Origin of the sequence: Desulfonatronum thiodismutans (genome assembly GCF_000717475.1) — a bacterium.
In the GTDB taxonomy this organism is placed as follows: domain Bacteria; phylum Desulfobacterota; class Desulfovibrionia; order Desulfovibrionales; family Desulfonatronaceae; genus Desulfonatronum; species Desulfonatronum thiodismutans.
Genome location: NZ_JPIK01000020.1, coordinates 192,565 through 219,200 on the forward strand (window position 1 = coordinate 192,565; position 26,636 = coordinate 219,200).

Annotated in this window: 25 protein-coding genes; 18 read left to right on the plus strand and 7 right to left on the minus strand. The window is 59.4% G+C overall.

The window, feature by feature from the left end; genetic code table 11:
- Positions 1 to 65: 65 nt before the first annotated feature.
- The 10 genes from GY33_RS0115300 to GY33_RS0115345 all read left to right on the plus strand — a co-directional run bounded on the left by GY33_RS0115300 (position 66) and on the right by GY33_RS0115345 (position 9,970).
- Entirely contained in the window at positions 66 to 1,721 is a 1,656-nt protein-coding gene (locus GY33_RS0115300) for a hypothetical protein (RefSeq protein ID WP_031388170.1), read from the plus strand.
- A 13-nt stretch (positions 1,722 to 1,734) separates the two neighbouring features.
- Entirely contained in the window at positions 1,735 to 2,454 is a 720-nt protein-coding gene (locus tag GY33_RS0115305) for an AzlC family ABC transporter permease (RefSeq protein ID WP_031388171.1), read from the plus strand.
- Positions 2,444 to 2,803 (plus strand): AzlD family protein, encoded by a 360-nt coding sequence (locus tag GY33_RS0115310; protein ID WP_235185538.1) that lies wholly within the window; start codon positions 2,444 to 2,446, stop codon positions 2,801 to 2,803. Before GY33_RS0115305 ends, GY33_RS0115310 begins: the two co-directional genes overlap by 11 nt.
- Positions 2,803 to 3,972: a GNAT family N-acetyltransferase gene (locus GY33_RS0115315; RefSeq protein ID WP_031388173.1), complete on the plus strand. Its 1,170-nt coding sequence runs from the start codon at positions 2,803 to 2,805 to the stop codon at positions 3,970 to 3,972. The genes GY33_RS0115310 and GY33_RS0115315 overlap by 1 nt, the downstream gene beginning before the upstream one ends.
- Before the next feature lie 67 nt (positions 3,973 to 4,039).
- Positions 4,040 to 4,765: a lysophospholipid acyltransferase family protein gene (locus GY33_RS0115320; RefSeq protein WP_035272408.1), complete on the plus strand. Its 726-nt coding sequence runs from the start codon at positions 4,040 to 4,042 to the stop codon at positions 4,763 to 4,765.
- The gene (locus GY33_RS0115325) at positions 4,741 to 6,399 is read left to right on the plus strand and encodes a ribonuclease J (protein ID WP_031388175.1); all 1,659 of its coding nucleotides are present in this window, start codon (positions 4,741 to 4,743) and stop codon (positions 6,397 to 6,399) included. The genes GY33_RS0115320 and GY33_RS0115325 overlap by 25 nt, the downstream gene beginning before the upstream one ends.
- Before the next feature lie 28 nt (positions 6,400 to 6,427).
- Entirely contained in the window at positions 6,428 to 7,207 is a 780-nt protein-coding gene (locus GY33_RS0115330; RefSeq protein WP_031388176.1) for a fumarylacetoacetate hydrolase family protein, read from the plus strand.
- 26 nt (positions 7,208 to 7,233) lie between these two features.
- Positions 7,234 to 7,962, plus strand: a complete 729-nt coding sequence (gene rdgC, locus GY33_RS0115335; RefSeq protein WP_084185211.1) for a recombination-associated protein RdgC — start codon at positions 7,234 to 7,236, stop codon at positions 7,960 to 7,962.
- Positions 7,959 to 8,498, plus strand: a complete 540-nt coding sequence (locus GY33_RS0115340; protein WP_031388178.1) for a hypothetical protein — start codon at positions 7,959 to 7,961, stop codon at positions 8,496 to 8,498. Before rdgC ends, GY33_RS0115340 begins: the two co-directional genes overlap by 4 nt.
- Positions 8,499 to 8,545: 47 nt before the next feature.
- Positions 8,546 to 9,970, plus strand: coding sequence for a 30S ribosomal protein S1 (locus tag GY33_RS0115345; protein WP_031388179.1), 1,425 nt, complete (start codon positions 8,546 to 8,548; stop codon positions 9,968 to 9,970).
- A 73-nt stretch (positions 9,971 to 10,043) separates the two neighbouring features.
- Here GY33_RS0115345 and GY33_RS0115350 read toward each other — a convergent pair whose 3' ends face one another.
- Entirely contained in the window at positions 10,044 to 12,245 is a 2,202-nt protein-coding gene (locus GY33_RS0115350) for a sensor histidine kinase NtrY-like (protein ID WP_031388180.1), read from the minus strand.
- Between the two features lie 82 nt (positions 12,246 to 12,327).
- On the minus strand, positions 12,328 to 12,942 hold the full coding sequence (locus tag GY33_RS0115355; RefSeq protein ID WP_161788489.1) for a DUF4390 domain-containing protein: 615 nt from the start codon (positions 12,940 to 12,942) through the stop codon (positions 12,328 to 12,330).
- A 69-nt stretch (positions 12,943 to 13,011) separates the two neighbouring features.
- Between GY33_RS0115355 and GY33_RS0115360 the strand changes: the two genes are divergently transcribed.
- From GY33_RS0115360 to GY33_RS0115400, 8 genes are all read left to right on the plus strand, one after another.
- Positions 13,012 to 15,189: an ATP-grasp domain-containing protein gene (locus tag GY33_RS0115360; RefSeq protein ID WP_031388182.1), complete on the plus strand. Its 2,178-nt coding sequence runs from the start codon at positions 13,012 to 13,014 to the stop codon at positions 15,187 to 15,189.
- 132 nt (positions 15,190 to 15,321) lie between these two features.
- Positions 15,322 to 15,789, plus strand: coding sequence for a 23S rRNA (pseudouridine(1915)-N(3))-methyltransferase RlmH (locus GY33_RS0115370; RefSeq protein ID WP_031388183.1), 468 nt, complete (start codon positions 15,322 to 15,324; stop codon positions 15,787 to 15,789).
- Between the two features lie 22 nt (positions 15,790 to 15,811).
- Positions 15,812 to 16,660: a tol-pal system protein YbgF gene (ybgF, locus tag GY33_RS19995; protein WP_051822697.1), complete on the plus strand. Its 849-nt coding sequence runs from the start codon at positions 15,812 to 15,814 to the stop codon at positions 16,658 to 16,660.
- Positions 16,661 to 16,665: 5 nt separating this feature from the next.
- Positions 16,666 to 17,922 carry a DNA-processing protein DprA gene (dprA, locus tag GY33_RS0115380; RefSeq protein ID WP_031388185.1) on the plus strand — a complete coding sequence of 419 codons (1,257 nt, stop codon included), beginning with the start codon at positions 16,666 to 16,668 and terminating at the stop codon, positions 17,920 to 17,922.
- Between the two features lie 71 nt (positions 17,923 to 17,993).
- Entirely contained in the window at positions 17,994 to 18,377 is a 384-nt protein-coding gene (locus GY33_RS0115385) for a hypothetical protein (protein ID WP_035272411.1), read from the plus strand.
- Positions 18,374 to 19,216 carry an HDOD domain-containing protein gene (locus tag GY33_RS0115390; protein WP_031388187.1) on the plus strand — a complete coding sequence of 281 codons (843 nt, stop codon included), beginning with the start codon at positions 18,374 to 18,376 and terminating at the stop codon, positions 19,214 to 19,216. Before GY33_RS0115385 ends, GY33_RS0115390 begins: the two co-directional genes overlap by 4 nt.
- Positions 19,217 to 19,218: 2 nt before the next feature.
- Positions 19,219 to 20,160: a GGDEF domain-containing protein gene (locus GY33_RS0115395; RefSeq protein ID WP_031388188.1), complete on the plus strand. Its 942-nt coding sequence runs from the start codon at positions 19,219 to 19,221 to the stop codon at positions 20,158 to 20,160.
- The gene (locus GY33_RS0115400) at positions 20,135 to 21,106 is read left to right on the plus strand and encodes a tyrosine recombinase XerC (protein WP_051822698.1); all 972 of its coding nucleotides are present in this window, start codon (positions 20,135 to 20,137) and stop codon (positions 21,104 to 21,106) included. The genes GY33_RS0115395 and GY33_RS0115400 overlap by 26 nt, the downstream gene beginning before the upstream one ends.
- Before the next feature lie 312 nt (positions 21,107 to 21,418).
- On the opposite strand, the gene GY33_RS0115405 is transcribed toward GY33_RS0115400, so the two are convergent.
- Genes GY33_RS0115405 through GY33_RS0115425 form a run of 5 tightly spaced genes read right to left on the minus strand, consistent with a single transcriptional unit; the run spans position 21,419 to position 26,613 of the window.
- Entirely contained in the window at positions 21,419 to 24,292 is a 2,874-nt protein-coding gene (locus GY33_RS0115405) for a chemotaxis protein CheA (RefSeq protein ID WP_031388190.1), read from the minus strand.
- Positions 24,293 to 24,329: 37 nt separating this feature from the next.
- Positions 24,330 to 24,695 (minus strand): response regulator, encoded by a 366-nt coding sequence (locus GY33_RS0115410; protein WP_031388191.1) that lies wholly within the window; start codon positions 24,693 to 24,695, stop codon positions 24,330 to 24,332.
- Positions 24,696 to 24,705: 10 nt separating this feature from the next.
- The gene (locus GY33_RS0115415; protein WP_031388192.1) at positions 24,706 to 25,428 is read right to left on the minus strand and encodes a chemotaxis protein CheW; all 723 of its coding nucleotides are present in this window, start codon (positions 25,426 to 25,428) and stop codon (positions 24,706 to 24,708) included.
- Positions 25,415 to 26,200 (minus strand): ParA family protein, encoded by a 786-nt coding sequence (locus GY33_RS0115420; RefSeq protein WP_031388193.1) that lies wholly within the window; start codon positions 26,198 to 26,200, stop codon positions 25,415 to 25,417. Before GY33_RS0115420 ends, GY33_RS0115415 begins: the two co-directional genes overlap by 14 nt.
- A complete protein-coding gene (locus GY33_RS0115425) occupies positions 26,197 to 26,613 on the minus strand; it encodes a PilZ domain-containing protein (RefSeq protein WP_031388194.1) in 417 nt (138 codons plus the stop codon). The genes GY33_RS0115420 and GY33_RS0115425 overlap by 4 nt, the downstream gene beginning before the upstream one ends.
- Positions 26,614 to 26,636 lie beyond the last annotated feature (23 nt).

The window sequence follows — 26,636 nt, forward strand, 5'->3', positions numbered from 1 at the left end:
CTACGGCAGGCGGCGTTGGTTTGTCACGCGCCGCCAACCCTTAACCACCATCAGCCAGCATAGCGATGACCCTACGCTCCTGCATTACCCCTGAAGGCCGATTCCATTTCGGCGTCCACCGACCTTCCTACACAGTGGCCAACTTGCGGGCCGAGGACCATCTTGAGGCCCTGGGTCGGACGGAAACCGGGAAGGAGATGGATAACCAGCGCAATTTTCCCGCCGGAGACGTCCAGGTGGACCGAGCCTCCGAAATCTACGAAATCCCCAACGCCTTTCCATTCCGGGGCACGACCTACGTCGATTCCTCCTGGGCCGACGCCAAGGCCCTCGATCCGCTTTCCATCACACTTCCCGCGCCGGAGAGCACGTCCATGCACCGTGCGCTGGATACCATCTTCGGTGCCACGGAATACACGACTCCATCAGCGGACAAAGCCGCGCTCTTCGCCGTCCTGCCCGAATCCGTGCTCCTGGCCGTGGCCGTCGCGTCCACGGACCCTGACGATCTGCGAATCATCGCGGCCCTGTCCTGCGATCTGCTATTTGACGATGCGGATGACCCTTCAGGAGCCGTGCCCACGGGGTTGCGCTACACAAAGGACGCGGATGGTCGTATCCGCCCCGTGATTCATCGCCACGATCTGTTCGAAGCCGTGGTGAATAATCCTCGACTGCCGGACGCCTACAAGGTGGCCATGGTTCTGCGGCCCGGTGTTCAGGGGGGCAGCGAGGTGGTGGGGGACTTTCGCTTCGGCCCGGACGGGCGCACGCACGTATTCGAGTATCTGCGCCGTAACAGCTACATTCCCTGGGGCCACTTCGCCGCGAACATGGCCCACGATGCCGTGCGGTACGGAATTCGTGAACTCGACGTGGAGGACATACTTGGCCTGCGTCACCTGTATTATCAGCGAACCTACATCCGGCTGGCGGAACTGTGCGGCCTGGCCACGCCCCGGCGTCGGCGGTTGGCCGCTGAAGAGCTGGAGGAACTGCGTATCACGACCCTGGACCACATTCGCCGGGCCGCTGCTTGCGGCGAGGAGCCGGCTTATACCGCCACGCTTTGGGGCTGGAACTTCGGGTTCGACTTCGCGCCCAGCGGCTACCGACTCCATGCGTCCCACCAGCAGGTGCATCAGCAATACGCCCTGATTCCAGGAGCGTTGCCGACCTGTTGGTCGTCAGCGAAGAGCGCGTTTCGGCCCTTTGCCTGCGGCGATCTCGTGGCCGACGCCGTGGAGCGCTATCGGGCCGACACCGGTCAGGGGCTGTTCACGGACTACCTGCGGGCCATCCGCGCCAATCGACGCACCGACGGTCGCCCGGGAGAGGCGGATCTGGTGGTCCATGAAGACGATCAGGTGCTGCTCTTCGTTCCCAAGGCCCAGGCTTCCGGGTTTGAGCTGCAATTGATGCCGCTTGGCACGGTGGGCAACGTGCTGGAAGCGGACGCGGCCTGTCGCGCGGCTCTGGACCGGGCCATGCTCACGGCCCAGCGGGCCCTGGAAGGTCTGGGCGCGCGGATGGTCACCAGCATCGAGTATTCCCGGCGTCTGGACTCCGGCGACCCGGACCAGCGGCTGTTGTACGCCTTTCTGCCCAAACTTCCCTATGCCCCCGGCGGATTCAGCGAGGCCCAGGCCCGGTGCATCGTCGGCCACTATCCCGAGGACTTTGCTTTGGCCTGTCGCAAGGTTCTGGCCAAGGACATGTGAGCGTCCGCTGTTTATGTCCCCCATTTCCTCGTCACAACCGATTACATTCACGCTTTCCGGGGTCCGGCGCGGTTTTCAAAACTGTCTGCCCCTGGGCCTCAGCGTGTTCGCCTATGGCTTGGTCTTCGGCATCCTGGCCGTGCAGACCGGGATGAGCACGGCGCAGGCCGGGGCCATGAGCCTGTCGACCTTTGCCGGGGCGTCCCAGCTTATGGTGCTGGAGTTCTGGGGGCCGACCCTGCCGTTTTTGGGGATCGTGCTGACCACGTTCATCGTCAATCTGCGCCACGTGCTCATGGGCGCGGCCCTCAGGGATTGGCTGATCGCTCTTCCCCCGTGGAAGGCCTATGGTACGTTGTTCTTCATGACCGACGAGTCCTGGGCCCTGTCCATGCGGGAAATGGGTTCCGGCGGACGGGACGCGGCGTTTCTGCTCGGTGCGGGGCTGTGCATCTACGTGTTCTGGTTCTCGGCCACGATTCTGGGCGCATCCAGCGGATTTTTCCTCGGAACGGCCATGAGCGACCCGGCCCGTTGGGGCCTGGACTTCGCCTTCACCGCCGTGTTCATCAGCCTGCTGATTTTTTTCTGGAAAGGACGCCAGGACCTGCCGGTCTGGCTGGTGGCCGCCGCCGCGGCTTGGCTGGGCTGGGCCATGCTCCCGGGTAAATGGTACATCCTTTGCGGCGGTCTGGCCGGGGGTCTGTACGGAGCATGGCGACATGGACGCTGATCTCACCCTCGCGGCTTTGACGGGCGTTTCCGGGCCGATGGCGATGGAGGGGATGTTCGGAGGCGTGTTCTGGGTTCTGCTGGGCATGGCCGCGGCGACCTACCTCACCCGGGCGGCTGGACTGTTCCTGATCAGCCGGGTCTCGCCCACGCCGCGAGTGGAGGCTTTTCTCCGGCATGTCCCGGCCTCGATCCTGGTGGCCATCGTCGTGCCCAACCTGGTTCAAGGCGGCCCGGCGGAACGGGCCGCCGCGGGAATCACGGCCCTGGTGGCCATCCTGACCCGCAACCTGATCGCCGCCCTGTTCGCCGGGGTCCTGGCCGTGATCGTGTTGCGGGGAGTTATATAATGACCACCATCCCCACCCTGACCGCGACCTGGCATGACGCCATTGCCGACATTGATCCCGATGGCTGGAACAGGCTGTGCTCCGGTCGGGATGTGCCGTTTTTGCGCTGGGAATGGCTGCATCTGCTGGAAGCCTCCGGCAGCGTCGGCTCCGGGAGCGGCTGGCAGCCGTGTCACCTGACGATTCATGATCAGGGACGGATGGTCGGGGCCGCGCCGCTGTACCTCAAGGCCCACAGCGACGGGGAGTTCGTCTTTGATCATGCCTGGGCCCATCTGGCGGCAAGCATGCGGGTGCGCTACTACCCCAAACTGGTGGGCATGAGTCCGTTCAGTCCGGTCACGGCCTACCGATTTCTGGTGGCCGAGCACGTGAATCAGGCTAAATTGAGCGCGGCCATGATTCTGGAAATCGAGAACTTTTGTCGACGACGCGGGGTGTCCGGGTGCGGGTTTCATTTCGTAACCACCCACTGGGGACGGATTCCCGAAAGCCTGGACTACAAGGTCTGGGTGCATCAGGGTTTCGTCTGGCTGAATCCTGGGTTCACCTCCTTTGACGAGTATCTGGGCGGGCTGAAGGCCAACCAGCGGCGCAACGTCCGTCGGGAGCGCGAACGTCTGGCTCGGCGCGGAATCACCACTCGATGCCTGTTGGGTCGGGAAATTCCGGAGTCGTATTTCGCTCTGATGTACGAGCTGTACGCCCGGCACAACGAGCGGTTCGGGCAGTGGAGCTGCAAGTTTCTGACCCCGACCTTTTTTCAGGGACTCAGGAACACCTTTCGCGACAACCTGCTGCTCATCGCGGCCTTTGAACCGGATGAATCGATCCCTATGGCTATGTCGCTGCTCATCACGGACGGAGACCGGCTCTACGGGCGGTATTGGGGCACGTGGCGGGAAGAGGAGTTTCTACATTTCGAGCTGTGCTACTACAAGCCCATGGAATGGATGATCCGGCACGGACTCCGGCTCTTTGATCCGGGCATGGGCGGAGTGCACAAGGCGCTGCGCGGATTCGTCTCCGCGCCGAATTACAGCCTGCACAAGTTTTTCGATCCCCGGCTGCACGGAGTGATGGAGTCCACCATTTCGGAGTACAACCAAATGGAAATGCGGGACATAGCCGCTCTGAACAGCATCCTGCCCTACAAGCGGCGGGGGTGATGGGGGGCATTGTAATCCAGTGGCCGCGTTTACATTTTGATCATAACAGATTAGGAGAAGGCGCTGCATGTTGTCCATCATTCCGTTCTATCTTTTCTTTGTTCCGCTGACCATTTTCTTCGCGATCGTCGTCATTATCGCTTCTTTTTTCGACCGTAGCGGAAACCTTTCAAACCGGATCAGCATTTTCTGGGGCGGGCTGGTTTGCCGACTGGCCGGGGTCAGGGTGCAAGTGGATCACGGAGATTTTGATCCGGACGGAAAGTACATCCTGATGGTCAATCACCAGAGCTGGTTCGACATTCCGGTGTTGCTGGTGGCCCTGAGAGGGCATCAGTTCCGGTTCGTGGCCAAGCAAAGCCTTTTCCGCATCCCCTTTTTCGGCCAGGCCATGTCCCGGATCGGGTATATCGGCATCGACCGGGAGAATCCCCGCCGCGGAATCAAGAGCATTCAGGAAGCCATCGCCAAATCCGAGCACGCCTCCATCCTTATTTTTCCCGAAGGATCCCGCTTCAAGCAACTCGGGGACTTCAAAATCGGCCCCATGATCCTGGCCATCAAAAGCGGACGCCCGGTGGTGCCGGTGTTGATCTCCGGAACCTACGCCGTGCTCCCCAAAGACTCATGGCGCATCCGGCCGGGTTCCGTCGCGGTTCGGATATTTCCCGCTCATGACATAAAAGGCGCCTACACGCTCAAGGAGCGTGATCGACTCAAAGAGGATATATGGAAAATCATGCACGAGCACTCCAAGGAGACTGACGAATGGTTGGACAAGAAACGTCCGTGACCCTGACCCCGCTGGGAGGGTTGGGTGAGATAGGGATGAACTGCATGCTGCTGGAGTCCGCCGACGGCATGATCATCATCGATTGCGGACTGATGTTTCCCAGTGACTTTCATTACGGCGTGGACGTTCTAATCCCTCGCTTCGAAACAATCCTGGCCCGGAAGGACAAGCTGCGGGGCATCGTCCTGACCCACGGCCACGAGGACCATATCGGAGCCTTGCCCTGGCTGTTGCCCTACGTCGACGCTCCGGTGTTCAGTTCCGAGTTCACTCTGGCCTTGCTGGAGAACAAGCTGCGTGAGCACAACCTGAACAGATACGTGGATTTTCGCCGGGTGAACACCAACGACTCCGTGGAGTTGGGGCCGTTCACCGTGCATTTCTTCCAGGTCTGTCACTCCATCATCAATGGTTATGGCCTGGGCATTGAAAGCCCCGTGGGGCGGATCGTACACAGCGGCGACTTCAAGATTGATCCCACGCCCATGGACGATCAGTTCACCGACCTGGAGGCCTTTGCCAAATTTTCCGAACCCGGTGTGCATCTGCTGCTTTCCGACTCCACGAACATCGAGCGGGAGGGGGTGACCCTGACCGAACTGGAGATCAAGGGCGCACTGGAACGGGTTTTCCGACAGGCCGAGGGCCGGGTCGTCATCACCCTGTTTTCCAGCCATATCCAGCGTATGCAGGAGGTTTTCGACCTGGCGGCCCTGACCGGAAGGAAGGTCGCGGTCAGCGGCCGTAGCCTGCTGAACAATATTGCCCTGGCCAAGGACCTTGGATATCTGCGCTTGGCTTCTGACGCCATTTGTTCTCTGGACGATATTGATGATTTTCGCGACGACCAACTGGTTCTGCTGGTCACCGGCTCCCAGGGCGAACCCCTGTCCGTGCTCAGCCGAATCGCCCAGGGAGAACACCGCCAGATCAGCATCCGCCAGGGGGACTTGGTCCTGATGTCCTCACGGATCATTCCGGGCAACACCAAGGCCATTTCACGGTTGATAAACAATCTGTACCGTCTGGGTGCGGAAGTTCTTTACGAAAAGGTCCAGGGCATCCACGCCTCGGGCCATGCTCACCGGGTTGAATTGGCCACCATGTTGAACACGGTCAAGCCAAAATTCTTCGTGCCCGTTCACGGGGAATACCGCCATTTGGTCAAGCACTGTCAACTCGCCAGGGAGTGCGGAGTTGCTCCGGAGCGAGCCATTGTCTTGGACAACGGACAGCCGTTGACGTTTTTCGAGCGCGGTATCCGTTTTGAGGATCGCATTCGGGCGGATTCAACCCTGGTGGACGGCAAGGGCGTCGGCGACGTGGGCGTCAGCGTGCTCAAGGAGCGCAAACTGCTGGCCGAGGAAGGCCTGGTGGTGGTGCACGTGGTTATTGACCAGGAGACGGGACATATTCTGGTCGGGCCGGAACTGATCACCAAGGGGTTTGTCTTCGAGCAGCAGTTCGAGCACGTCCTGGACGATTCCAAGTGCCTGATCCTGGATGTGTTCGAGTCCAATCCCAAGGCTTCACCCAAAAAAAACGCGGAACGCATTCGCGTGGTCCTGCGCAACTTTTTCCGCAAGGTCCTGCACCGCGACCCCGTGGTTTTGCCGGTGGTGGTGGGAGTGTGAGGGACGAACCCAAAAACGGGAGTTTTTTATGCGTGTCGTGCGAGTGCAGTATGCGGGAAAGACGTTTTACGCCACCCTGGAGCCGGACCATGTGCTGTGCCTGAACAAGGACATGGGCTTGAACGATCCCATCCCCCTGGACCAGGTGGCCTTGCTGCCTCCGGTCGCGCCCAGCAAGATCATCTGCGCGGCCTTGAACTACCATGCCCATGCCGAGGAAATGGGAAAAACCGTGCCCGAGGAACCGGTGTTGTTCTTCAAGCCGCCGTCCTCGATCATCGGGGCGTGGCAGTCCATCGTGCTGCCGTTGCAATCCTCACGGGTGGACTATGAAGGCGAGTTGGCCGTGGTCATCGGCAAGCCGTGCCGTCGAGTCGGCGTGGCCGAGGCCTCGGAGTATATTTTCGGCTACACTTGCGCCAACGACGTCACGGCCCGGGATCTGCAAACCAAGGACGGACTGTACGGCCGGGCCAAGGGTTTCGACACATTTGGGCCCATCGGGCCCTGGATCGAGACCGAGGTGCCGGATCCGGCCGCGTTGACCCTGATCACCCGGGTCAACGGCGAGGTTCGCCAGGAAGGAAGTACCGGCGACATGATCTTCAGCGCCTGGGAGCTGCTCAGCTTCGCCTCCAGCGTGATGACCCTGCTGCCGGGAGACGTGATCCTGACCGGAACGCCGCCTGGGATCGGACCGATGCGTCCGGGCGATGAAGTTCAGGTGGAAATCTCCGAGGTGGCCTTGCTGACCAACACCGTGACGGCGGAACAGTCCCAGGATTCGGAATTTACGGTCCTTCAATAATTTTGATCGGGTAGGGGAGTTGAACAGTGGGGTTTCTTTCCGCGAGCACGGGACTGACCAGATATCGTCTGCCGGACGAGGTAGGAGACGAGGTGCTTTCCAATGTCCAACTCAGGCTGAAACGCTTTGCCTTCGTGGACATTGACCAGAGCATGGAGGAACGGTCCTTCGGTTGGGTCTGCTTCGACGACCTGTTGGACGCGGAGTGGGTCACGGCCGGTCCGGAAAAAGGGCCATACCTGGCCTTTTCCCTGCGCCTGGATACCCGGCGCGTCCCTCCGGCGGTGTTCAAAAAACACTTTATGATTGCGCTGCGGGAGCGGATGGCCCAGTTGGCTGGTGAAGGCAAGAAGTTCCTGAGCAAGGACCAGAAAACCGAACTGCGTGATCAGGTCCGGCAACGCCTCCTGATGCGCAGCCTGCCCATCCCGGCGGTGTTCGACGTGGTCTGGAGCGTGCGGGACAACCGGGTGTATTTGGCCACCACCAACACCAAGGTCCGTACGCTGTTCGAGGAACTGTTCGCCAAAACCTTCGAGGTCGAACTGGAAGCGCTGACCCCGGTCGTCCTGGGGCTGGAGCTTCTGGGCGAGGCGGCGGAAGGGCGTCTGACCGGCTTTGAGGGGTCGATGTTCGTGCCGGTTCGCAAGGCCGTCGCGGATACCGACCGAGAGGTTTTTGATCCGGCCGCCTTGAGCCATGCAAATGATCGCGAAGGCGACGTATCCAATGGAGTTGCGGGAGGTGCGTCGTGAGCCTGGAAACCATCAAAGCCAAGGATCTGGCTCTGGGGCAGGAATTTTTGACCTGGATCTGGTTTCGCAGCGAACGCAGCAACGGTCAATGGCAAACCATGGACGGCATCCCCTTCGGCCTGACCTTCGAGGGCCGGGTCATGGTTCAAAGCGGGGAAGGCGAATATCTGGAAACCGCCGTCAGCAGCGGCCCCGGCGCTGAGCTGCTTGAGGCGAAAAACGGTCTGTTGCGCGGTAAAAAAGTGCACCAGGCCAAGCTGCGCGTGGAAGAGGACGGCCATGGCTGGCAGGTAACGGTGAAGGCCGAGGATTTTTCCACGGCCGGTTTCAAGACGCCCAAGGTGGAGTTTCGCCTTGAGGAAGGCCAGGACCCGGACGGTCCGTTCCTGGAAAAGATGTACCTGTTGGAGCGGGCCTTGCTCTTTTTTGACCAGATGTTTTTACAATTTTTAAAATTGCGGTTTTCCTCCGAATGGAACGACGAATTGAACGCCATTCGCCGGTGGGTCGACGCGACCACCGACTCCACCCTGTAACCCCCAACCAGCCGTTGCCCAAACGACCTTGCACAGGAGCACACCGTATGTCCGATTCCCAGATGGAACAGAGCTTTGCCGAGATGTTCGAGGCCTCTGAAATGGAAATGAAGCCCGATTTGCGCGTGGGCGACCGGATCAAGGGGCGGATCATCGCCGTCAGCGAGGAGATGGTCTACGTTGACACCGGAACCAAAAGCGACGGGGTGATCGAGAAACAGGAACTCCTGGACAAGGACGGTACGTTCGCGTTGCGGGAAGGCGATGAGGTCGAACTGTTCGTGGTAGCCGTCCAAGGAGGCCAGATCCGTTTGGCCAAGGCCCTGAGTGGGGAAGGGGGCCTGGAGCAGCTGCGGCAGGCCATGGAAGAAGGCATTCCGGTGGAAGGCAAAATCAAGGATACCTGCAAAGGCGGTTTCCGGGTCCGGATTCTGGACAAGACGGCCTTTTGTCCGCTCAGTCAGGTGGATCGCCGTCCGGTGGACGATCCGGAAGCCCTGGTGGGCGAAACCATGCAGTTTCTGATCACCAAGGTCGAGGAGCGCGGCCGGAATATCGTGGTGTCCCGTCGGGCGCTTCTGGATCAGGAACTGGCCGCGACCTTGGCTGAATTTCTGGAAAAAGCCTCGGTCGGGGATCTGCTCCAGGGCACGGTGTCCCGGTTGGCTCCTTTTGGGGCGTTCGTGGAACTGGCCCCGGGCCTGGAAGGGCTGGTGCACGTCTCCGAACTGGGCTGGTCCCGCAACGTTTCCCCGGAAGACGTGGTGGCCCTGGGTGACCAAGTCACGGTCAAACTGCTCAAGGTCGAAGACCAGGGCAAGGGAATCCGCCTGGAATTGTCCATGAAACAGGCCATGGAAGACCCATGGAGCCGGTTGGCCGACGAGATCCAGGTGGGGGGCAAGCTGAGCGGACGGGTGACCAACTTGGCGCCGTTCGGGGCGTTCATGGAAATCGCTCCCGGAATCGAAGGCCTCGTGCATGTCAGCGAAATGAGTTACCTGAAGCGGGTGCACAAGCCCGGAGACATGGTTTCCGTTGGCGACAGCGTCCCCGTGATGGTCAAGTCCATTGATCCGCAAAGCCGACGTATCGCCCTGTCCATGCGTGACGCCGAGGGCGACCCCTGGGAGGCAGTGGCCGAACGGTTCAAGAAGGGCCAGGTGGTTCAGGGAACAATGGAGAAACGAGAAAAGTTCGGCATGTTTGTTCGTCTGGAGCCCGGAGTCGTAGGTCTGTTACCTCTTTCTCGCTTGGAACGCGCCGAGGACGAGACCTACGCCAAGGCCAAGCCCGGAGACGTGCTGCCGGTTGTCGTCGACGTCGTGGACGGCGATAAGCGTCGCATCTCCCTGGCCCTGCCCGGCACTGAGCAAAACGAAGACTGGCGCGGACACGCAGCCCAGGAATCGGCTCCCATGGGGTCTTTGGGCGAGCAGTTGAAAAAGGCGATGGAGAAAAAGGAAGAGTGACGCGGAGCAGGGAGGGCGCTGGGGGCGGTTCGCGAACCGCCCTTGTGCGAGCGCTTCTTTCAGAAAAAACACCCTATACCGGGAGGACGACCTCAAAGACGCACCCACGCGGGGTATTGGGACGAACTCTGATCGTGCCCTGGTGCTCCCCGACGATGGACTTGGCGATGGTCAGGCCCAGACCCGTGCCGCCTTTCTTGCGGGAAAAGTAGGGCTCGAAGATGTTTTGCATGTCGTCGACCTGGCTGAGGCCCTGTCCATTGTCCTGGAATTCGATGCGCACCGATTGATTTTCCGGGTCGTGGCTAAGCCAGGTTCGTACTTCCGGTTGGTCCTGGTCCTCCAGGGCCTCTACGGCGTTGGTCAGCAGGTTGATCCAGACCCGGCGCAAGGCTTCGGGGTCGAAGCGTACCAGAGGAATCGGGCCGTCCACGTCCAGGGTCCACTTGATGCGCACATGACTGTTGCGGAACATGTCCACGATTTCCTCCAGGTGTGGCTCCAGGGCGTTCTCAAAGGGCCGGACTTCCGGCAGCTTGGCGAAGGAGGAAAACTCCTGAACCATTCGCTGAAGGTGCTCCACTTGGCGAATAATGATTTTTGTGCATTGATCAAAGACGGTCCGATCGTCCACCTGGGCGGCGAACTTGCGTTCCAATCGCTGGGCTGAAAGCTTGATGGGCGTCAACGGGTTCTTGATTTCATGGGCGATGCGGCGAGCTACGTCCTTCCAGGCGGCCAAACGCTGCATTTTCTCCAGTTCCGTTACGTCCTCGAACACCGCGATAACCCCGCCCTGATCCTGCAGGTGGACGATGTTCACCAGCAGTTTGATTTCCCTGGACCCCATGCGCAAATCCAATTGCCGCTGCCACTTGGCTCGGGGGTGGACGTGCAGGTGCTTGATCACCCCTTGGAGCATTCCAAAATAATCCTGATGCAGGAACTCGTTGGGCGTCTTTCCCAGAATTTCTCGGGAATCAAAATTCAGGATCGCCTCCGCGGCCTTGTTCACCGTGGTCACTCGACCGTCCGGGCCGATGGAGACCACTCCGGAAGTGATGTTGTCCAGCACCGCCTCCATGTACTGGCCCCTGGTTTCCAGCTCCCGGTTTTGATCTTCCAGGCGGACGTTGGCCCTGGTCAGTTTCGCCCGGCTGGACTCCAGATCCCGGACCATGTGGTTGAAGGATTGGACCAACATGCCCAGTTCGTCTTTGGAGTCGTCCTGGAGGCGAAAAGCCAAGTCCCCCTCGGCGATGCGCTGGGTGCCCAGAGCCAGGGCCTGGACCGGGGCGGAAAGTTCTTTGGCCAGACGAAAGCCAAACCATGTCGCGGCCAAAATGATCAGCAGAGTGGTCAACCCTAAGACCAGATAGAGCGTAACCTTCAAGGGATACTTCAGGGTTTGCAGTTTCTTGTACTCATCCACGCCTCGGACGATTTGGCGCAACTTGAACAGCAGCCCCTCGCCCAGACTGTCGCCCAGGACCAGATAGCCGGTCCGGCCGCCGTCAACGGGCAACACCCCGACAACCAGATCAGAGTTGGGTCCGGAATGAATAGCCGAAAGAATTCGTGGGGAATCCAGCAGGGATTCCAGGTTTATCTCCGTGCGGACGCTGGGCCAGGCTCCGGCCCAATCCTCATTAGCGTGCCAGTTTTGCTCGGTCAGCCCCGGAGACAGGACGCCTGTCAGCCCCAGTCCATATTCCAGGCGCTTTTCGTCCAGAAAGGCGTGCATGGGCCGTCCGCCCCAGGAAAACTGACGTTCCCGGATATGGTTGACTAAAAATTCACCACGTTGCTCCAGACGTTCCTGGGCCGAGGAGTAGAAGGATTGGCCGACGGTCAGGGCTTGTTCCAGGGATTTTTCCATCTGGCCTTCGAACCAGAAGTCCACGGATGTGCGTACGAAGATCAGGGAAATCAGGAAAAGCAAAACCGTGGGGACCAGGGAGAGGGACACGAACGCTAGAACCAGCCTGGTGCGCAGCCGGACCCCGATGACCTTGCGTCGCCGCTCCAGAATCAACTTGACCACGTTTCTGGCCACTAGAAAAAGGACGACCAGCAACAGGATGAAATTCAGGTTGTACAGGGCGAAAAAGACGTAGGAGTCCACCCGCAGGAAATTTAGCTGCACCGAGACCAGAACGACCACGGCGATAAAGCCGAACAGCGCCAGGTACAACTCACGTTGTCGGCGCTTGCGTTGAACACTGTCCGGAACGCTGATCTTGATCGGGTCGGGGGAAGGCGAAGGTTCAGGCATGGCGGTGAGTGCGCGGGCACCCTTTGATGATGAATTCGGGGTCACCCTTTGAGCGCCGTCGGTCAACCATGACCGACGGCGCTCAAGGGACGGAGAATTCCAGTTCGTAGCGGATCGGGGTCATTACTTCCCAGGACCAAAAGAAGAGCACGCGGCGCATCCATACGGGGATGTCCCGGCGATCCAGGGTGACTTCCAACTCCATATGATAGGTCTGGCCCGGAATCAGCAAGGACCATTCGCCCATTTCCAGGCTGAACTCCCGCCAATGTTCCCCGAGCAAGTCCTTGAGTTCCTTGGCCTTGACCAGATGTTCCTTCTGAGGCAACGTCAACTCGTATTCTTGAGTCAATGGGTTCCACTCCAGGACATGTTCGAAGGTCTGTTCGTGAAGGATGCTGTTTGGCAAAAACAGACGCTTGGAGATCAGACGGGCGGTCCCTTCCAACCAGAGGTCGACCCCTTCGTGCAGGACGGCGGCGACGGGTTCGGGTTGCTCCAGACGCAGCCCGAAGCGGAGATGGATTTTTTCGGCTTGGCTGTCCACCACCAGATTGTCCAGAGCCAGCAACGATGCCCCCATGCCGGGGACTGGGATTGCGACCGCGGTCAGGACCAGCAGACAGCTCAGGATACAATGGCGGATATGGCGCATCAAGTGGGGGATGGATGATATTTGAGAAGAAGTCCTGCGCATCGAGAGGATATCTCTACCCTCATTGGCATGTCTTTGACAACTGGAAAGGCTTTGTTTAGCGGAGCACATATGCAACTGAACGAACATGACGGCAAGACTCTCTTCGAGGAATCGGGTGTTCCCACCCCCAAAGGCCTTTTGCTTTCTCCGGACGATTTGACCGAAGGGCGACGTTTGGAGCTGACGTCCCGATTGGTTGGGATACCTTCGCCCTGGATGCTTAAAGTGCAGGTGCTCTCCGGCGGACGCGGCAAGCAAGGAGGGATCGTCTCCGTGAACTCCCTTGAAGAATTGTTCGCAAACGCCGAGACCTTGTTTCAAATGATCGTCAGCGACCGAAAAGTCCCGTTGCTGCGTATTGAACAACGGGCGGACATTGCCCGGGAGTTCTATCTCAGCCTGACCCTGCATCGGGAGTGGGGCTGCCCGGTGCTGACCATCGGGCGCCGAGGCGGTGTGGACGTGGAAGCCATAGGCGCCGAGGATCCGGAAAATCTTTTAATTCAGAAGATCAATCCTTTGGCGGGGTTGATGGACCATCACATTCGCACGGCTTTTTTTCATTTGGGGCTGGACCGAGACGCTGCCAAAGCCTTTTGGCCGGGTTTTCAAACCTTGGTGCGCAACCTCTGGAATTGCTTTCTGCGCAACGGGTTGCTGCTGGCGGAAGTCAACCCCTTGGTGCTGACCGGGGACGACCGTTGGCTGGCCTTGGACGGCAAGGTGGAGGTGGACGACAACCTGGCGGATCAGCGACCGGAGTTGCGGCGCTATGAACGGGACGTCTATTTCAGCGATGAGGAGTGCAGGGCCAGACAGGCGGGCTTGAGCTATCATCGCTTCGGCGGCCGGGTGGGCCTGATGGTCAACGGGGCCGGGCTGGCCATGGCCACTATGGATCTGCTCACTTTTTCCGGTCTGGAGCCGGCCAACTTTCTCGATTTGGGCGGAGGCGCCGGTCAAAAAGCCATGGACGCGGCCATGGCCATCCTGCTCGACGACCCGCAGGTCGAAGCCGTACTGATCAACCTGTTCGGCGGAATCCTTTCCTGTGAAAAGGTGGCCGCGGCCTTGAAGAACGCCCTGGGCGGCCGCCCGCCGTCCAAACCGGTGGTGGTGCGGCTTTCCGGACATGGGGCTGAGGCCGGTTGCGCCTTGCTGGCGGACGTGCCCGGGAACACTTTGCATGTGACCGACGATTTGAGCCAAGCTCTGGCCATGTTGAAGACGCTTGTCCCGAGCCGGGCGTTAGTCGCGGAGGGAACCGGTGTGCGAACTTCAAGTTCTTCCTTTAGTTCCTCCTTCAGCTTCTCAGGGTGGACGCCCGTTGCCGCCACCAAAGGTTTGCGCCGTAATCGGCCCTTCGGCCTGAATGGTTCCTCCCGGATTCTGGTCCAAGGGCTGACTGGAAGGGAAGGACAGCGCCATGCCGCCCTGATGCAGGAATACGGAGCGAAAGATTATGGCGCACGGGTCGTGGCCGGGGTGACGCCCTTCAAAGGCGGGGAGAGCGTGCTTGGACTGCCGATTTACTCCAGCGTGGCCGCGGCGGTGTCCAAACACCAGATCGACGTCTCCATTATTTTCGTTCCCGCCGCGGTGGCCGCGGACGCCATCATGGAGGCGGCCCAGGCCGGAGTGCCGTGGATCGTCTGCATTACCGAGGGCATTCCTCAAATGGACATGCTCCGGGTACTCAAGCAGCTCGACGGCTCGCCCAGCAGGCTGATTGGTCCCAATACTCCCGGCCTGATCGTTCCCAGCGAGATCAAGGTCGGAATCATGCCCGGACATATCTTCACCCCTGGGCCGGTGGCCGTGCTCTCCCGCAGCGGGACCCTGACCTATGAAACCGTACACCGACTCTCCGCGTCCGGTATCGGCCAGTCCGTGTGCATCGGCGTGGGCGGAGATCCTTACGTCGGTTCAGGGTTGACGCCCTGCGCCGAGTTGGTGGTCGCTGATCCCCGGACCGAAGCCGTGTTGATCCTGGGTGAGATCGGCGGACGGGCCGAAGAGGAAACCGTCGAGCATCTGCGGGCCATGGGCTGGGACGGACCGATCTTGTCCTTCATCGCCGGAAGGACTGCCCCCGAGGGCAAGCGCCTCGGCCATGCCGGAGCCATTCTGGAGAAAGGCGGCGGCGGAATCCAGGTAAAACTCGATCGCCTTCAGGCCGCGGGAGTGACCCTCTGCGCCGACCTGGACGACATTGCTCGGCTGACCAATGATGCGTTAGGGAGATGAGGATCAGTAAAATGGTTACCGGAAGGGATCTGGTCGAGTTTAAATTTGATTTTCTGAAATGGATTGTCGGTTCGGCGTTTGCCCAGGTCATTATAATGATTTGGATTCTCATAAAAGTGATGTGACGGCTGGATGAAAGCCATAGCTTGCCTGGCGGTGGGGCGATTGAAGACGCCCCACTGGGTGCGGGCCGCTGAGCACTACGCGACATTGATCGGACGCTTTGTCCGGTTTGAACGTGTGGAGGTCAAGGACGCTCCGGGTCATTTGTCTCTGGAGCGCCGGGTCGACATGGAGGGAAAGGCGTTGTTGGCCAAGCTTGGCCCCAAGGATCGCGTCCTGGGCTTGGACGCGGGAGGGCGGGGGTATTCATCGGAAGCCTTTGCCGCGACCCTGGGAACATGGTGGGAAGACCCGGTGCGCAGACCTTGTTTCGTGCTGGGCGGAGCCTTTGGCTTTTCCGGAGAAATTCGGGAGCGTTGCGATCAATTGATCAGTCTGAGTCCCATGACCTTGCCCCATGAGCTGGCCCGTGTGGTGCTTTTAGAGCAGGTTTACCGAGCCCTAAACATCCAGCGGGGGACCGGGTATCATCATTGAGCGGTCTGGAAGGAGAGAGTCTATGTGTCGGTTTTGGATGGCCTTGATCATTGGGACGGTATTTCTTGCCGGATGCGCCTCCCCGTCGTTGCAGCAAGGCCGCATCGGCAATCTGGAGTATGCCCTGGTGGAAGTCCGCGACCGCCAGGACCGACTGGCGGATGAATTCCGGGAACGCCTGGATTCCATGGAACTGTCGCTGTTGCAGCAGGAGCGTTTTCTCCAAAATGCCTTGGCAGCGCAAGATCCGACCAAATCGGTCGTCGAGGACACTTCCCGGCGCACTCCGGAGTCCGCGGATGCGGTGACACCATCCTCCGTGACCGCGCCTTTCGAGGCGGACCGGACAGAGGCGATTCCGGCAGTAGGGACGCCTTCCGGCCCCGCATCCGTTCCTGGACCTCGCCAGACTCCGGAACCCGAGGTCCGACCCTCACCGACTCCCAAGCCTCAGCCGTCCGTTTCAGACGATTCACGGGAACAAAGCGAGGCCAAGAAACTGTACGATCAAGCCTTGGCAAAATATTACCGAGATGACTACGCCCAGGCCCGTGCGGACTTTTTCTCCTTTCAAGAACGTTTTCCGAATCACCCCCTGATGCCCAATGCGCTGTATTGGCAAGCGGAAACCCACTATGCACAGAAGCAGTTCGCGCAATCCATTCTGGTCTTCAAGGAACTCAGCCGACGGTTTCCCAAAAGCGCCAAGGCTCCCGACGCCTTGCTCAAAGCCGGGTTCGCTTATGAACAGTTGGGGGACTATCCCAACGCCCGCTTTCATCTTCAGATCGTCATCAACGATTACCCCAATTCTCCGGCCTCTCGACTGGCCCGTGAGCGTCTCCCCCAACTGCCGACCACCGCTTCGTGAGCTAAATGGACCCGGATCGCCACGACGAGTATCTGGCCAGTTTGGCGCTGCGCAACAGTAGCGGCCTGGGCCCGCGGACCTGGAAACGCCTTTTGGAGCATTTCGGAAGGGCCGCCGTGGCTGTCGAACATGCCGGGCAATGGCATGGCCTCGGGCTGGCGCGAAACAATCAGGTCCAGGAGTTTCTGGCCGGTTCCTGGCGAGCAGCCACGGAGCAGGAGGCCCTGGACGCCCGGAGCAAGGGCATGGAGGTTTTGCTCTGGTCGGACAAGGACTATCCGGCATTATTGCGCCGTATCCCCAATCCGCCGGCCTTGCTCTACCTGGCCGGAGATCGCGGCCTGCTTGCTTCCCCGGCCCTGGCCATGGTCGGCTCCCGGAAGTGTTCCCGCTACGGAATGGAAGCCGTGCGCTCGATCAGTCGAGAAGTGTCTCGAGCCGGGATCTGCGTTATTTCCGGATTCGCCGCGGGGATCGACCGTCAGGCCCATGTTTCGGCCCTGGAGGAGATCGGTTCCAGCATCGCTGTTCTGGGTACGGGCTTGGATTTGCTGTACCCCGCCGCGAACAAGGATCTCTGGCTGCGCCTGCTCCGCCAAGGACTGATCGTAACGGAGTTTGCGCCGGGTACTCGGCCGGACGCTGTCAATTTTCCGCATCGCAACCGGATCATCAGCGGCTTGTCCCTCGGAGTCCTGGTGGTCGAAGCCGCCGTACGCAGCGGCAGCCTGATCACGGCCTCCATTGCCCTGGAGCAAGGACGCGAGGTCTTCGCCTTGCCCGGTCCGGTGAACATGGAAAGCTATGACGGCTGTCACCACCTGATTCGTCAAGGCGCGACACTGGTCCGGACCGTGGAGGATATTCTGACAGAACTGCGGCCTCAGCTTATCGGCATCAAGAGCTCGGACGCCCCGAAGCCCTTGGCATCCGATTCTCAAGATATTGTCTCGGACAAACCCAAGGATTTGACTCGCCTCTTCTCTAAAGAAATATCCGGCGACACTCCCATGGCCTCAACCTCGACCTCCAAGGCGGGCAACCAGTTTGCCTCGACGAATAAAGCCCCCGGGGAGACACTGAATCCGGAAGAAGAACGATTGATCAGGTTTCTGGAAAACCGGGACAGGGTGCATATCGACGACATCTGCAACGAACTTGATGATGAACCCTCGCGGGTCAGCACGCTCTTGCTGCTTCTGGAAATGCGTTCCCTTGTCATGCGTTATCCGGGGATGTACTATTCGGTGTGCGGACGATAAACGTTTTTTCCGGTCTGTGTTGTTCACTGATCCGGGTCTCGTTACCCTGATGATAAGGCACGACTCTACCTATGCAAAAAATTCCATTGAACCTGGCCAAACCGGGCATGAGCCTGGCCAAGCCTATCCTTAGGGAAAACGGACTGGTGTTGGTCGCCGAAAACACCGAACTTTCCGAGTCGTTGTTGGAACGACTGGAACGCATGGACGTGACCATGGTCACGGTTCAGGGCAATCCGGTGGACCTGGGAGGAGGGGGGCAGAATCCGTATACAAATCGGGTCGAACGGCTGGACCACTTGTTTCGCAAGCACGGCGACGATCCCTGGATGGTCAAGCTCCAGACTCATTTGAAAGATTATTTTCTCCTCAAGGCCGCCAGTGCCACGGCGGTCGCCGAATCACCCGAGCAGGTCGAATCCACTGGGCAAGTGGAACAAGGAGGCGCGGCATGAGCGAAGATCTGCGCACCGAACGCAAGGGACAGTTGCTTGCGGTCAAGGATCTGCCAACGCTGCCCGTGGTCCTGGAGGAAGTTTCCAAGCTTTTGGAAGACCCCAACTCCTCGACGCAGCAGATCGCCAAATTGATCTCCCGGGACCAGGTTCTCTCAGCCAAGGTTCTGAAGATGGTCAACTCCCCGATCTACGGGTTTCCGGGGCGGATCAGCACCATTCAGCACGCCTTGGTCCTGCTGGGGTTCAACGTCATCAAGGGGTTGATCATCAGTACTTCCGTGTTCGAGTTGATGACCACCTCCATGGTCGGCCTGTGGGAGCACAGCGTGGGGTGCGCCATGGCTTGCAACGCAATTGCCCGGGAGGCCGGGTTCAAGGAGCCCGAGGAATATGCCGTGGCCGGCCTGCTGCACGACCTGGGCAAGGTCATCGTGGCTTTGCAATTGCCGACGGCCAAGGAGGAAATCGACGCCGTGGTCCGCCAGGAAGACGTGCTTTATCTGGACGCGGAAAAAAAGGTGCTCGGCTTCGGTCATGATCGGATCAACGCCTGGGTCGCGGATCACTGGAATCTGCCCGTAAACCTGAAGATCGGCATTTCCGGTCACCACCGTCCAGTTACCGCGCAGCATTATCCCAAAATGGCCTGCGTGGTGCATGTGGGCGACGTTCTGATCCGGACCCTGGAAGTCGGCTCCGGCGGCGACGACTTGGTGCCCCGCCTCGATCCCGAGGCCCTGGCCTTGTTGCAGCTGGACATGAGCCAATTGGACAAGGTCTTGGATGTCATGCTCGAGGAGATCGAAGGCGACGGGCTGTCCATGGGGTTGGGGTAACCGTGCTGTTCGGGCGCAAGCTTCGGTTTTTCCTGGTATGCGCGGACCGGGACCGGGTGGCGTTTTTCCAAGGTCTCTGGCCGCCGGACCAAGTGGAGTGGACGGTGTTCCAGCGCGGCCCCATGGCTCTGGAACAAGTCTTCAACGCCCCGCCGGATCTGCTCCTGGTGGACGACGATCTGCCCCAACTCTCCGGGCCAACCCTGGTGAACATGGTCAAGAGCGAGAATGTCTATCGTCAGTTGCCCGTGGTTCTTTGCCTGATAGAGGAAAATCCACTGGAAGACATGGATTTTCATGCTGTGGAAATGGATGATTTTCTCGTCTATCCTCTCTCGCCCCTGGAAGCCCGGTCCCGGCTCAGCCTGACCCTGCATCGCGCTTCGCGCGAATTGGACGCCAACCCACTGACCAAGCTGCCCGGCAACACCTCCATCATTCAGCGCATCCAGGATTTGATCGACCGCAAGGAGCCTTTCGCCCTTGCTTACGTAGACCTGGATCACTTCAAGTCCTTCAACGACAAATACGGTTTTTCCCGAGGCGACGAAGTCCTGATGATGGCCGCCCGGGTCATCGTGAACACCATCCGCTCCTTTGCCGGGAAACTCACCTTCGTAGGGCACGTAGGCGGAGACGATTTCGTCTTCATCCTGCCCCCGGACACGGTGGAGTCCGCCTGTCAACGGATCGTGGAGAGCTTCGACGGCATCGTCCCCCATTTTTACGACCAGGACGACCAGGAACGCGGCTACATCCTCTCCACGGATCGCAAGGGCGCCATGCAGCGATTTTCCATGATGTCCGTGTCCATCGCCGTGGTTTTTAACACTGACGGTCGACTCAAGCACTTCGGGGAGGCCTCGCAGATTGCCATGAACCTGAAAAAGAAGGCCAAGTCCATCCCCGGCAGCTCCTATGTCCTGGATCGCCGACAAGAATGACCTGTCCTCTTACGGGCGGATGTTCATGGCCCATCTGGGCGTGGAAAAGGGCTATGCCGAAGCCACTCTCGCGGCATACGGGGTGGATCTGCACCAGTTCGAACAGTTCGTCCGGGTGAAAGGCTTGGCCCCCGAGGCCCCCGAGAGCATTACCCGGGACACGGTGCGCGGCTACTTGGCAGACCTGCACCGCCGAGGCGTCAAGCGCAGCTCCGTGGCCCGCAAGCTGGCCGCTCTACGTTCCTACTTTCGCTTCTTAATCCGTCAGGACATTCTCCGCGTCAGCCCCTGCGCCGCCATCACCAACCCTCGGCAGGACGTCCGTCACCCGACCACCCTTAACGTGGATCAGGCCCTGCGCCTGGTTGAGGCCTCCCGAAAGCCGGATCCCCGTTCGCTGCGGGATATGGCTTTGCTGGAGTTGCTGTATGGATCGGGACTGCGGATCAGCGAGGCCCTGGGGCTGGACCTTTACGACGTGGACATGAACCAGGGCATGGTTCGTGTTCTGGGCAAAGGGGCCAAGGAACGCTTGGCGCCCATGACTGAGCCCGGAGTGGAGCGGATGCGCGTCTACCTGGAGCACAGGGGGGCGTTTGGCCCTGAACCGGAGGAACGGGCCGTTTTTCTGGGGATGCGCGGCGGTCGACTGAACCGACGCGAAGCCGCTAAAATCGTGGACAAGCTCTCGGCCGAGGCCGGGTTGGAGCGCCGGATCAGCCCCCATGTCCTACGCCACAGTTTCGCCTCTCACTTGCTGGAATCCGGAGCGGATTTGCGCAGCGTCCAGGAGCTCCTGGGCCATGCCCGGCTCAGCACCACTCAACGCTACACCCATCTGGACCTGGCCCGAATTGTCCAGGTCTACGATCAGGCCCATCCTTTGGCCGGAAACAGCGGAGGGGAGGGGGATTCAGAGGTCAGGAGTCAGGAGGCTGAGGGCTGAGGATGTGGGCGAAGGCCTCATCGTACTCGTGCTCAGCGTAGTGGTGCTGGTGTACGTAATCGAGATCAATCCGAAAAGTTTGGGAAGGCTCTCGATCCGAGTACGAGCACGACAAAACTCAGCGAAAAAAAGCGAAGAAAGGCTCAAGGGACGTAACTATTCAGCTCATCCGAGGAAATACGGCCTGGATACCCGCCTTCGCGGGTATGACTGACTGGGAGGCGGCATGAAAAACACGTCATTCCCGCGAAAGCGGGAATCCAGCGTCGGAAGTGAGCTCAACTCAGGATTTACTGAGTAGTTACCAAGGAACTACCTTCCAGGGCGGGAAGTGGCCAAAAGATAGACTTCGTGGGGGTCAAGGATCAGGACTACGCTGCCGTCGCCCATGATCGTGGCCCCGGAAATGCCGTCGATGTCTCCCAGGTACGTGCCCAACGGTTTGATGACCACTTCCTGGCGTTCCAGTAAGCGATCCACCACCAAGCCCAGACGGCGATCGTTGTCCGTGATCACGACCACCGGGAGGATCTCCCGTTGGTTGGTATTCTTGGGCAGGCCGAGCAGGTCCGTCAATTCAACGATGCCCAAGACTTCGTCCCGCAAGGTAACCGCCTTGCGTCCGCTGACGTCGGTGAGGGTCTCGGCCTCGATCTTGGTCGTCTCGGATACCGCGTCCAGAGGGATGGCGTATGTGGCCCCGGCAACGGTGACCATCAGGGCGTCGATAATGGCCAGGGTCAGGGGCAGGACCAGGGTCATCTTCGACCCCTTGCCCAGCTCCGAGGTCACGTTGACCGTGCCCTTGAGATTCTTGATATTGGTCCGGACAACGTCCATGCCCACGCCTCGACCGGAAATATCCGTAATCTTCTCGGCTGATGAAAACCCTGGGGCAAAGATCAGGTCCACCGCCTCACGGTCGTCGAGTCTGGCGGCTTCCTCCTCGGACATCAACCCTTTTTTCACTGCCACCTTCCGCATTTTTTCCGGATCAATGCCTCGACCATCGTCTTCCACCTCGATGGCCACGGAATTCCCCTTGTGGTAGGCGCGTAACCAAACCCGTCCGGTGGGGGGCTTGCCCGCGGCGACGCGTTCTTCCCGGCCCTCCAGACCGTGGTCCATGGAGTTGCGGATCAAGTGGACAAGGGGGTCGCCAATGACTTCCACGATACTCTTGTCCAGCTCGGTTTCCTCACCTTCGGTAATCAGTTCCACGTCCTTGCCGCTTTTGCGGCTCAGGTCCCGAACCAGCCGGGGAAACCTGGAGAACACCGCACTCACGGCAACCATGCGCACCTGCATAATGGTATCTTGAAGGTCGTCGGAAATCCTGGCCATGGCATAGGTGGATTCGGTCAACTGCTGGGCTACCTGTTCCACTTGGTCCGGATTTTCTTCCAACGACTTGGAAAGCATGGCGAAGCGGTTACGGTTGATGATCAACTCACCGATCAGGTTCATCAAATGATCCAGCCGTTCGTGGTCGACCCGTATGGTGGTGGACGTCTTGGGCTTGGGGGGAGCGGCGGAGTCTTGGCGGGGTGGCGACTGCTCGGCGGAGATTTCAGGAGAAGCGGTCGCCGTTCGGTCGACGCCGGTGTTTGAAGCAGGCTCGGCGTCGGATTTCTTGGGCTCCGGTGTTGTCATGTCCCCGGAGGAGGCGCTCGTGTCGGGTTCATCTTGAGATGATTTGGGGGCTTGAAGGGCGGATTCTTTATCTTTACCGCCGGATTCCTCAAGTCGTGCTTCAGGAGGCGGCTCGGAGGAAGAAGCGTCGCCAAGCGTATGCTTGTTCAATACCGCCTCGACCATGTCCGCGATAATCTCCTTTTCCTGGTTGAGCAGGTCCAGGAACAACTCAAATCCCATGTCCGCGCCACGGGCCTGGTCTACGAGCTTGGCCGTGCGCTCCGCGTACACGTTCAAGTCGTCGAAGCCCATGTAGTTGGATGAGTTTTGCAAAGTCAGCAATGAGCGGTACAGGCCGTCAATGGAGTCCCGATGTTCGGGGTTCTCGGCCAACAGGCCCAACGCCAGGCGCATATTATCCACCTGTTGGCGGGCGGTTTCCCGAAAAATCGCAAAATCTTCCGGATCCATTCCGATCGGAACCACCACCGGAGGCAGGGCGGAGTCGGAGGCAGAGGGAGCCTGGGGTGGCGAATCCTGGGAAGGGGGAATTGTGTTTTGGATGTCGTTGGATATGGCTGGTTGTTCCTCCAAGGAAGAGTGCCCCATCCGAGCCTGGTACAGCTTGACGATCATCGGCTGAACATCCGTCGCGACGACGGTCATGGACTCGGCGTCTACTTTGGCCACCAGACCGTCGACTTGGTCCGTGGCGGCCAGGAGCAGATCGATCAGATCCCGCTCCAGGTCGATCTCTCCTTTGCGGACTTGTCCCAACAAGCTTTCCGCTTCATGGGCCAGGGCGTTGAGTTCGGTAAAACCCAACAGGCCGCTGTTTCCCTTGAGGTTGTGCATGTAGCGGAAAATATCGTTGATCAACTCGTCTTTTCCTTCCGGGGTTCGTTCCAACTCCAGAAGGGACTGGTTCAGGTTGGTGACGATTTCCTGGGCTTCTTCCAGAAAGTCCGCCAAGTGTTCCGCGCTGACCGCGTTCAAGGCATAGGTCCCCGAAGATGCCGCATGTGCGGCTGAAGAGCCGCTTTCCGTGTCCATCGGGGCTTGAGGTGTCTCCGCTGGGGGAGGCGGAGACGATGCCACGGGCGGTGAGTTTTTCGGAGTCGCGGTTTCCTGAGAGACCGGTGCGGATGTGACGCCGCCGCCCTCCAAAACACCGTTAATGCGAGAGATGATATCCCGTGTGTCCACGTCGCCTTCCATGCCGCTGATCTCCAGGTTGTCGATCATCGTGCGCAAGGCGTCGGTGGTTGCCAGGATGATGTCCATGATGTCCGGAGTGACCTGAAATTTGCCCTTGCGCAGTTCGTCCAGGATGTTCTCGGCCTTGTGGGCCAAATTATTGACTTGAGGCAGGCCCAGAAAGCCTGAAGCCCCTTTCAGGGAGTGCATCGGCCGGAAAATGGCGTCCAAAAGCCCGACATCCCGCGGCTGTTTTTCCAGCAGCAGCAGGTTGGGCTCGATGGTTTCCAGGTGTTCCTTGGCCTCAATGATGAAATCGGTAAATATTTCCGGATCCGAGAACTCTTGGTTCATGCACGCACCTCTTGGTGGGGGAAGGGGAGAGGTTGGGCTATCCTAGGAGCATCTTCACATTGCGGACCAGTTTGTCCGGCTGCGCGGGCTTGACCATGTACAGGTTCGCACCCAGGCCGATCCCTTTCTGGATGTCTTCTTCCTGACCTTCGGTGGACAGGACGATGATCGGGATATCTCGAAAGATATCCTGCTCGCGGATGTTTTTGATAAAGGTGAAGCCGTCCATCCGCGGCATGTTGATGTCGCTGATGATCAGGTCCAGTTGACCGGCGGAAAAGAGCTTTTCCAGGCCGTCCATGCCGTCCTCGGCCATGGTCACCCGGAAGCCTTCCCGTTTCATGATGAAGGCGACAAGGTTGCGAACCGTTTTGGAGTCATCGACGATGAGAATATGCTTCACGAAAAACACCTCATGATTTCACCAGGGATTGAACAAGATGGTCCAGGGAAAGAATGCTGATCAGGCGCTGATTCTCGGAACGAATCAGGCCGCAGATCATCTCGTTTTGCACGCCCAACAAGGACTCCACCGCCCAATCAATGCGTTCCTGCTTGACTCGGTGCATGGTGGAGACGGCCTGGATTTGCAAGCCGACCTGCAAGCCCCCGTGGCGACAGACGATGATGAACAGATCTTCCCCGGGAGGCAGCCGGAGCAGGTTGCGCAGGGAAACCAGAGGCGTGACCCGACCTCGCAGATTGACTACGCCGGAAAGAAACGTCGGGGCGGAGGGTAGTTTGGTTGGCTCCACGGCTCGGATGACTTCCTGGATCACTTCTATGGGGAGGGCGTAATCCTGGTCAGCCAAGCGAAAACCGATCAACTGCAGTTCGGGCTGTTCGCGTAGTGTTTTTTGCAACTCCGCCGGATCCGGGTCTATAGACGAACCGTGAGGGTCCGTCGCGCCTTTGGTTCCATGGACAACGCCGGTTGGAGAAGTCGGCCCCGGCATGACCTGTTCCGGGGTGACGGCTTGAATCGTCGGCCCCTGGTCTCCGGAGGGACTCTCAAAACCGAGATACTTGCGTAAAAAAGCCTGTTCCGCGCTGGTCAAATCCTTGCCGTTGCGAGGAACCGTTATGTCGTCGGGCAGCAACGGCTGATCCTTGAAATACTGTTCAAGCGTTTTCATTGGCGGTCAACTCCCTGGCCAGTTGTCGGTAGGCCTGCGCCCCCTTGGAGGACGGGGCAACGCCCAGGATGGTTTTTCCCATTCCACTGGCTTCCCGGAATTTGGTGTCCATGGGGATGATGGTCTCGAACACCTTGGAGGCCGCCTTTTGGCGCAACAGGTGCAGTACCCGCTGGCAGGCGCCGGCGCGGCGGTCGAACATAGTGGGCAAAATTCGAAAATCAATGGGTCTGGGCAAGGCTTTGTTCAAGGTTTTCATGGTCGCGAAGATCAGGCGGACGCCATGCAGGGCTAGAAAATCGGTCTGCATGGGAATGATCACCAGGTCGCAGGCCACCAAGGCGTTGACCAGCAATATGCCGACATGAGGCGGACAGTCCAGGATCACGTAGTCATATCGATTTTCCAGGTGGTCCATGCATTGCTTCAGGATAGCGCCTTTGCCCGCCCGATCCCGGAGGTCCATCTCCAGTTCGGAGAGTCGGATGTGGCTGGGAGCAGCGTCGAATCCGACATCGACGGCGGGGGAAATCATTGAGTCCAGAATGGTTGTGCGCTTACCGGGGTTCTCCTCACGAAACAGATCGTAGAGGGTAGTGCGTTCCTCTTCGGGATAAAAGCCCAGGTGGATGCTGGCACAGGCGTGGGGGTCCAGATCCATGACCAGAACGCGACGTCCCATTTCGCCCAGCGCGGCGCCGAGGCTCAGAGCTGTGGTGGTCTTGCCCACACCGCCTTTCTGGTTGGCCACCGCCAGGATCTTCGGTTTCACGCGGCATCCTGTTTTTTTCGAAGTTCCTTGAGGATCAACGTGCGTAGCGCTTGCCAATCGTCCTCATAGATGTCCAAAAATTTCAAACCCAAGCCATAATCTCGTAGCGGGATAACCTCCTGAACCCTGACCACCTCGGCTACCGCGGTCAAGGATTGGTCCACATCGCTTTCGAATACCTTGAAAAAGCCAGGGTGGTGCTTGTTCAGGCTGGGGATGAAAATGGTCACTTGCAGCTTGTCCCCGACGGTGAATCTCTTGGCGCAGTGAACAAGCAGCCCGCCTTCGCTGATGTCCACGGAGTGGACTTCGGAAGTGGGCTGGCGTTGCAAGGGAAAGGCGAAGGGCCTGATTTTCACCTCAAACGGCTTGGTCAGCCGAACATGGGCTCGTTTTTCTTCTTCAGTAAGCATGCGGGACTCCCTTTCGCATTGAT

Excerpts from the sequence above, each read along its gene's own strand:
- GY33_RS0115300 (WP_031388170.1), top strand. The coding sequence starts at position 66 with ATGACCCTACGCTCCTGCATTACCCCTGAAGGCCGATTCCATTTCGGC.
- GY33_RS0115305 (WP_031388171.1), top strand. The coding sequence starts at position 1,735 with ATGTCCCCCATTTCCTCGTCACAACCGATTACATTCACGCTTTCCGGG.
- GY33_RS0115310 (WP_235185538.1), top strand. The coding sequence starts at position 2,444 with ATGGACGCTGATCTCACCCTCGCGGCTTTGACGGGCGTTTCCGGGCCG.
- GY33_RS0115315 (WP_031388173.1), top strand. The coding sequence starts at position 2,803 with ATGACCACCATCCCCACCCTGACCGCGACCTGGCATGACGCCATTGCC.
- GY33_RS0115320 (WP_035272408.1), top strand. The coding sequence starts at position 4,040 with ATGTTGTCCATCATTCCGTTCTATCTTTTCTTTGTTCCGCTGACCATT.
- GY33_RS0115325 (WP_031388175.1), top strand. The coding sequence starts at position 4,741 with ATGGTTGGACAAGAAACGTCCGTGACCCTGACCCCGCTGGGAGGGTTG.
- GY33_RS0115330 (WP_031388176.1), top strand. The coding sequence starts at position 6,428 with ATGCGTGTCGTGCGAGTGCAGTATGCGGGAAAGACGTTTTACGCCACC.
- GY33_RS0115345 (WP_031388179.1), top strand. The coding sequence starts at position 8,546 with ATGTCCGATTCCCAGATGGAACAGAGCTTTGCCGAGATGTTCGAGGCC.
- GY33_RS0115350 (WP_031388180.1), bottom strand. The coding sequence starts at position 12,245 with ATGCCTGAACCTTCGCCTTCCCCCGACCCGATCAAGATCAGCGTTCCG.
- GY33_RS0115355 (WP_161788489.1), bottom strand. The coding sequence starts at position 12,942 with ATGCGCAGGACTTCTTCTCAAATATCATCCATCCCCCACTTGATGCGC.
- GY33_RS0115360 (WP_031388182.1), top strand. The coding sequence starts at position 13,012 with ATGCAACTGAACGAACATGACGGCAAGACTCTCTTCGAGGAATCGGGT.
- GY33_RS0115370 (WP_031388183.1), top strand. The coding sequence starts at position 15,322 with ATGAAAGCCATAGCTTGCCTGGCGGTGGGGCGATTGAAGACGCCCCAC.
- ybgF (WP_051822697.1), top strand. The coding sequence starts at position 15,812 with ATGTGTCGGTTTTGGATGGCCTTGATCATTGGGACGGTATTTCTTGCC.
- dprA (WP_031388185.1), top strand. The coding sequence starts at position 16,666 with ATGGACCCGGATCGCCACGACGAGTATCTGGCCAGTTTGGCGCTGCGC.
- GY33_RS0115385 (WP_035272411.1), top strand. The coding sequence starts at position 17,994 with ATGCAAAAAATTCCATTGAACCTGGCCAAACCGGGCATGAGCCTGGCC.
- GY33_RS0115390 (WP_031388187.1), top strand. The coding sequence starts at position 18,374 with ATGAGCGAAGATCTGCGCACCGAACGCAAGGGACAGTTGCTTGCGGTC.
- GY33_RS0115400 (WP_051822698.1), top strand. The coding sequence starts at position 20,135 with ATGTCCTGGATCGCCGACAAGAATGACCTGTCCTCTTACGGGCGGATG.
- GY33_RS0115405 (WP_031388190.1), bottom strand. The coding sequence starts at position 24,292 with ATGAACCAAGAGTTCTCGGATCCGGAAATATTTACCGATTTCATCATT.
- GY33_RS0115415 (WP_031388192.1), bottom strand. The coding sequence starts at position 25,428 with ATGAAAACGCTTGAACAGTATTTCAAGGATCAGCCGTTGCTGCCCGAC.
- GY33_RS0115425 (WP_031388194.1), bottom strand. The coding sequence starts at position 26,613 with ATGCTTACTGAAGAAGAAAAACGAGCCCATGTTCGGCTGACCAAGCCG.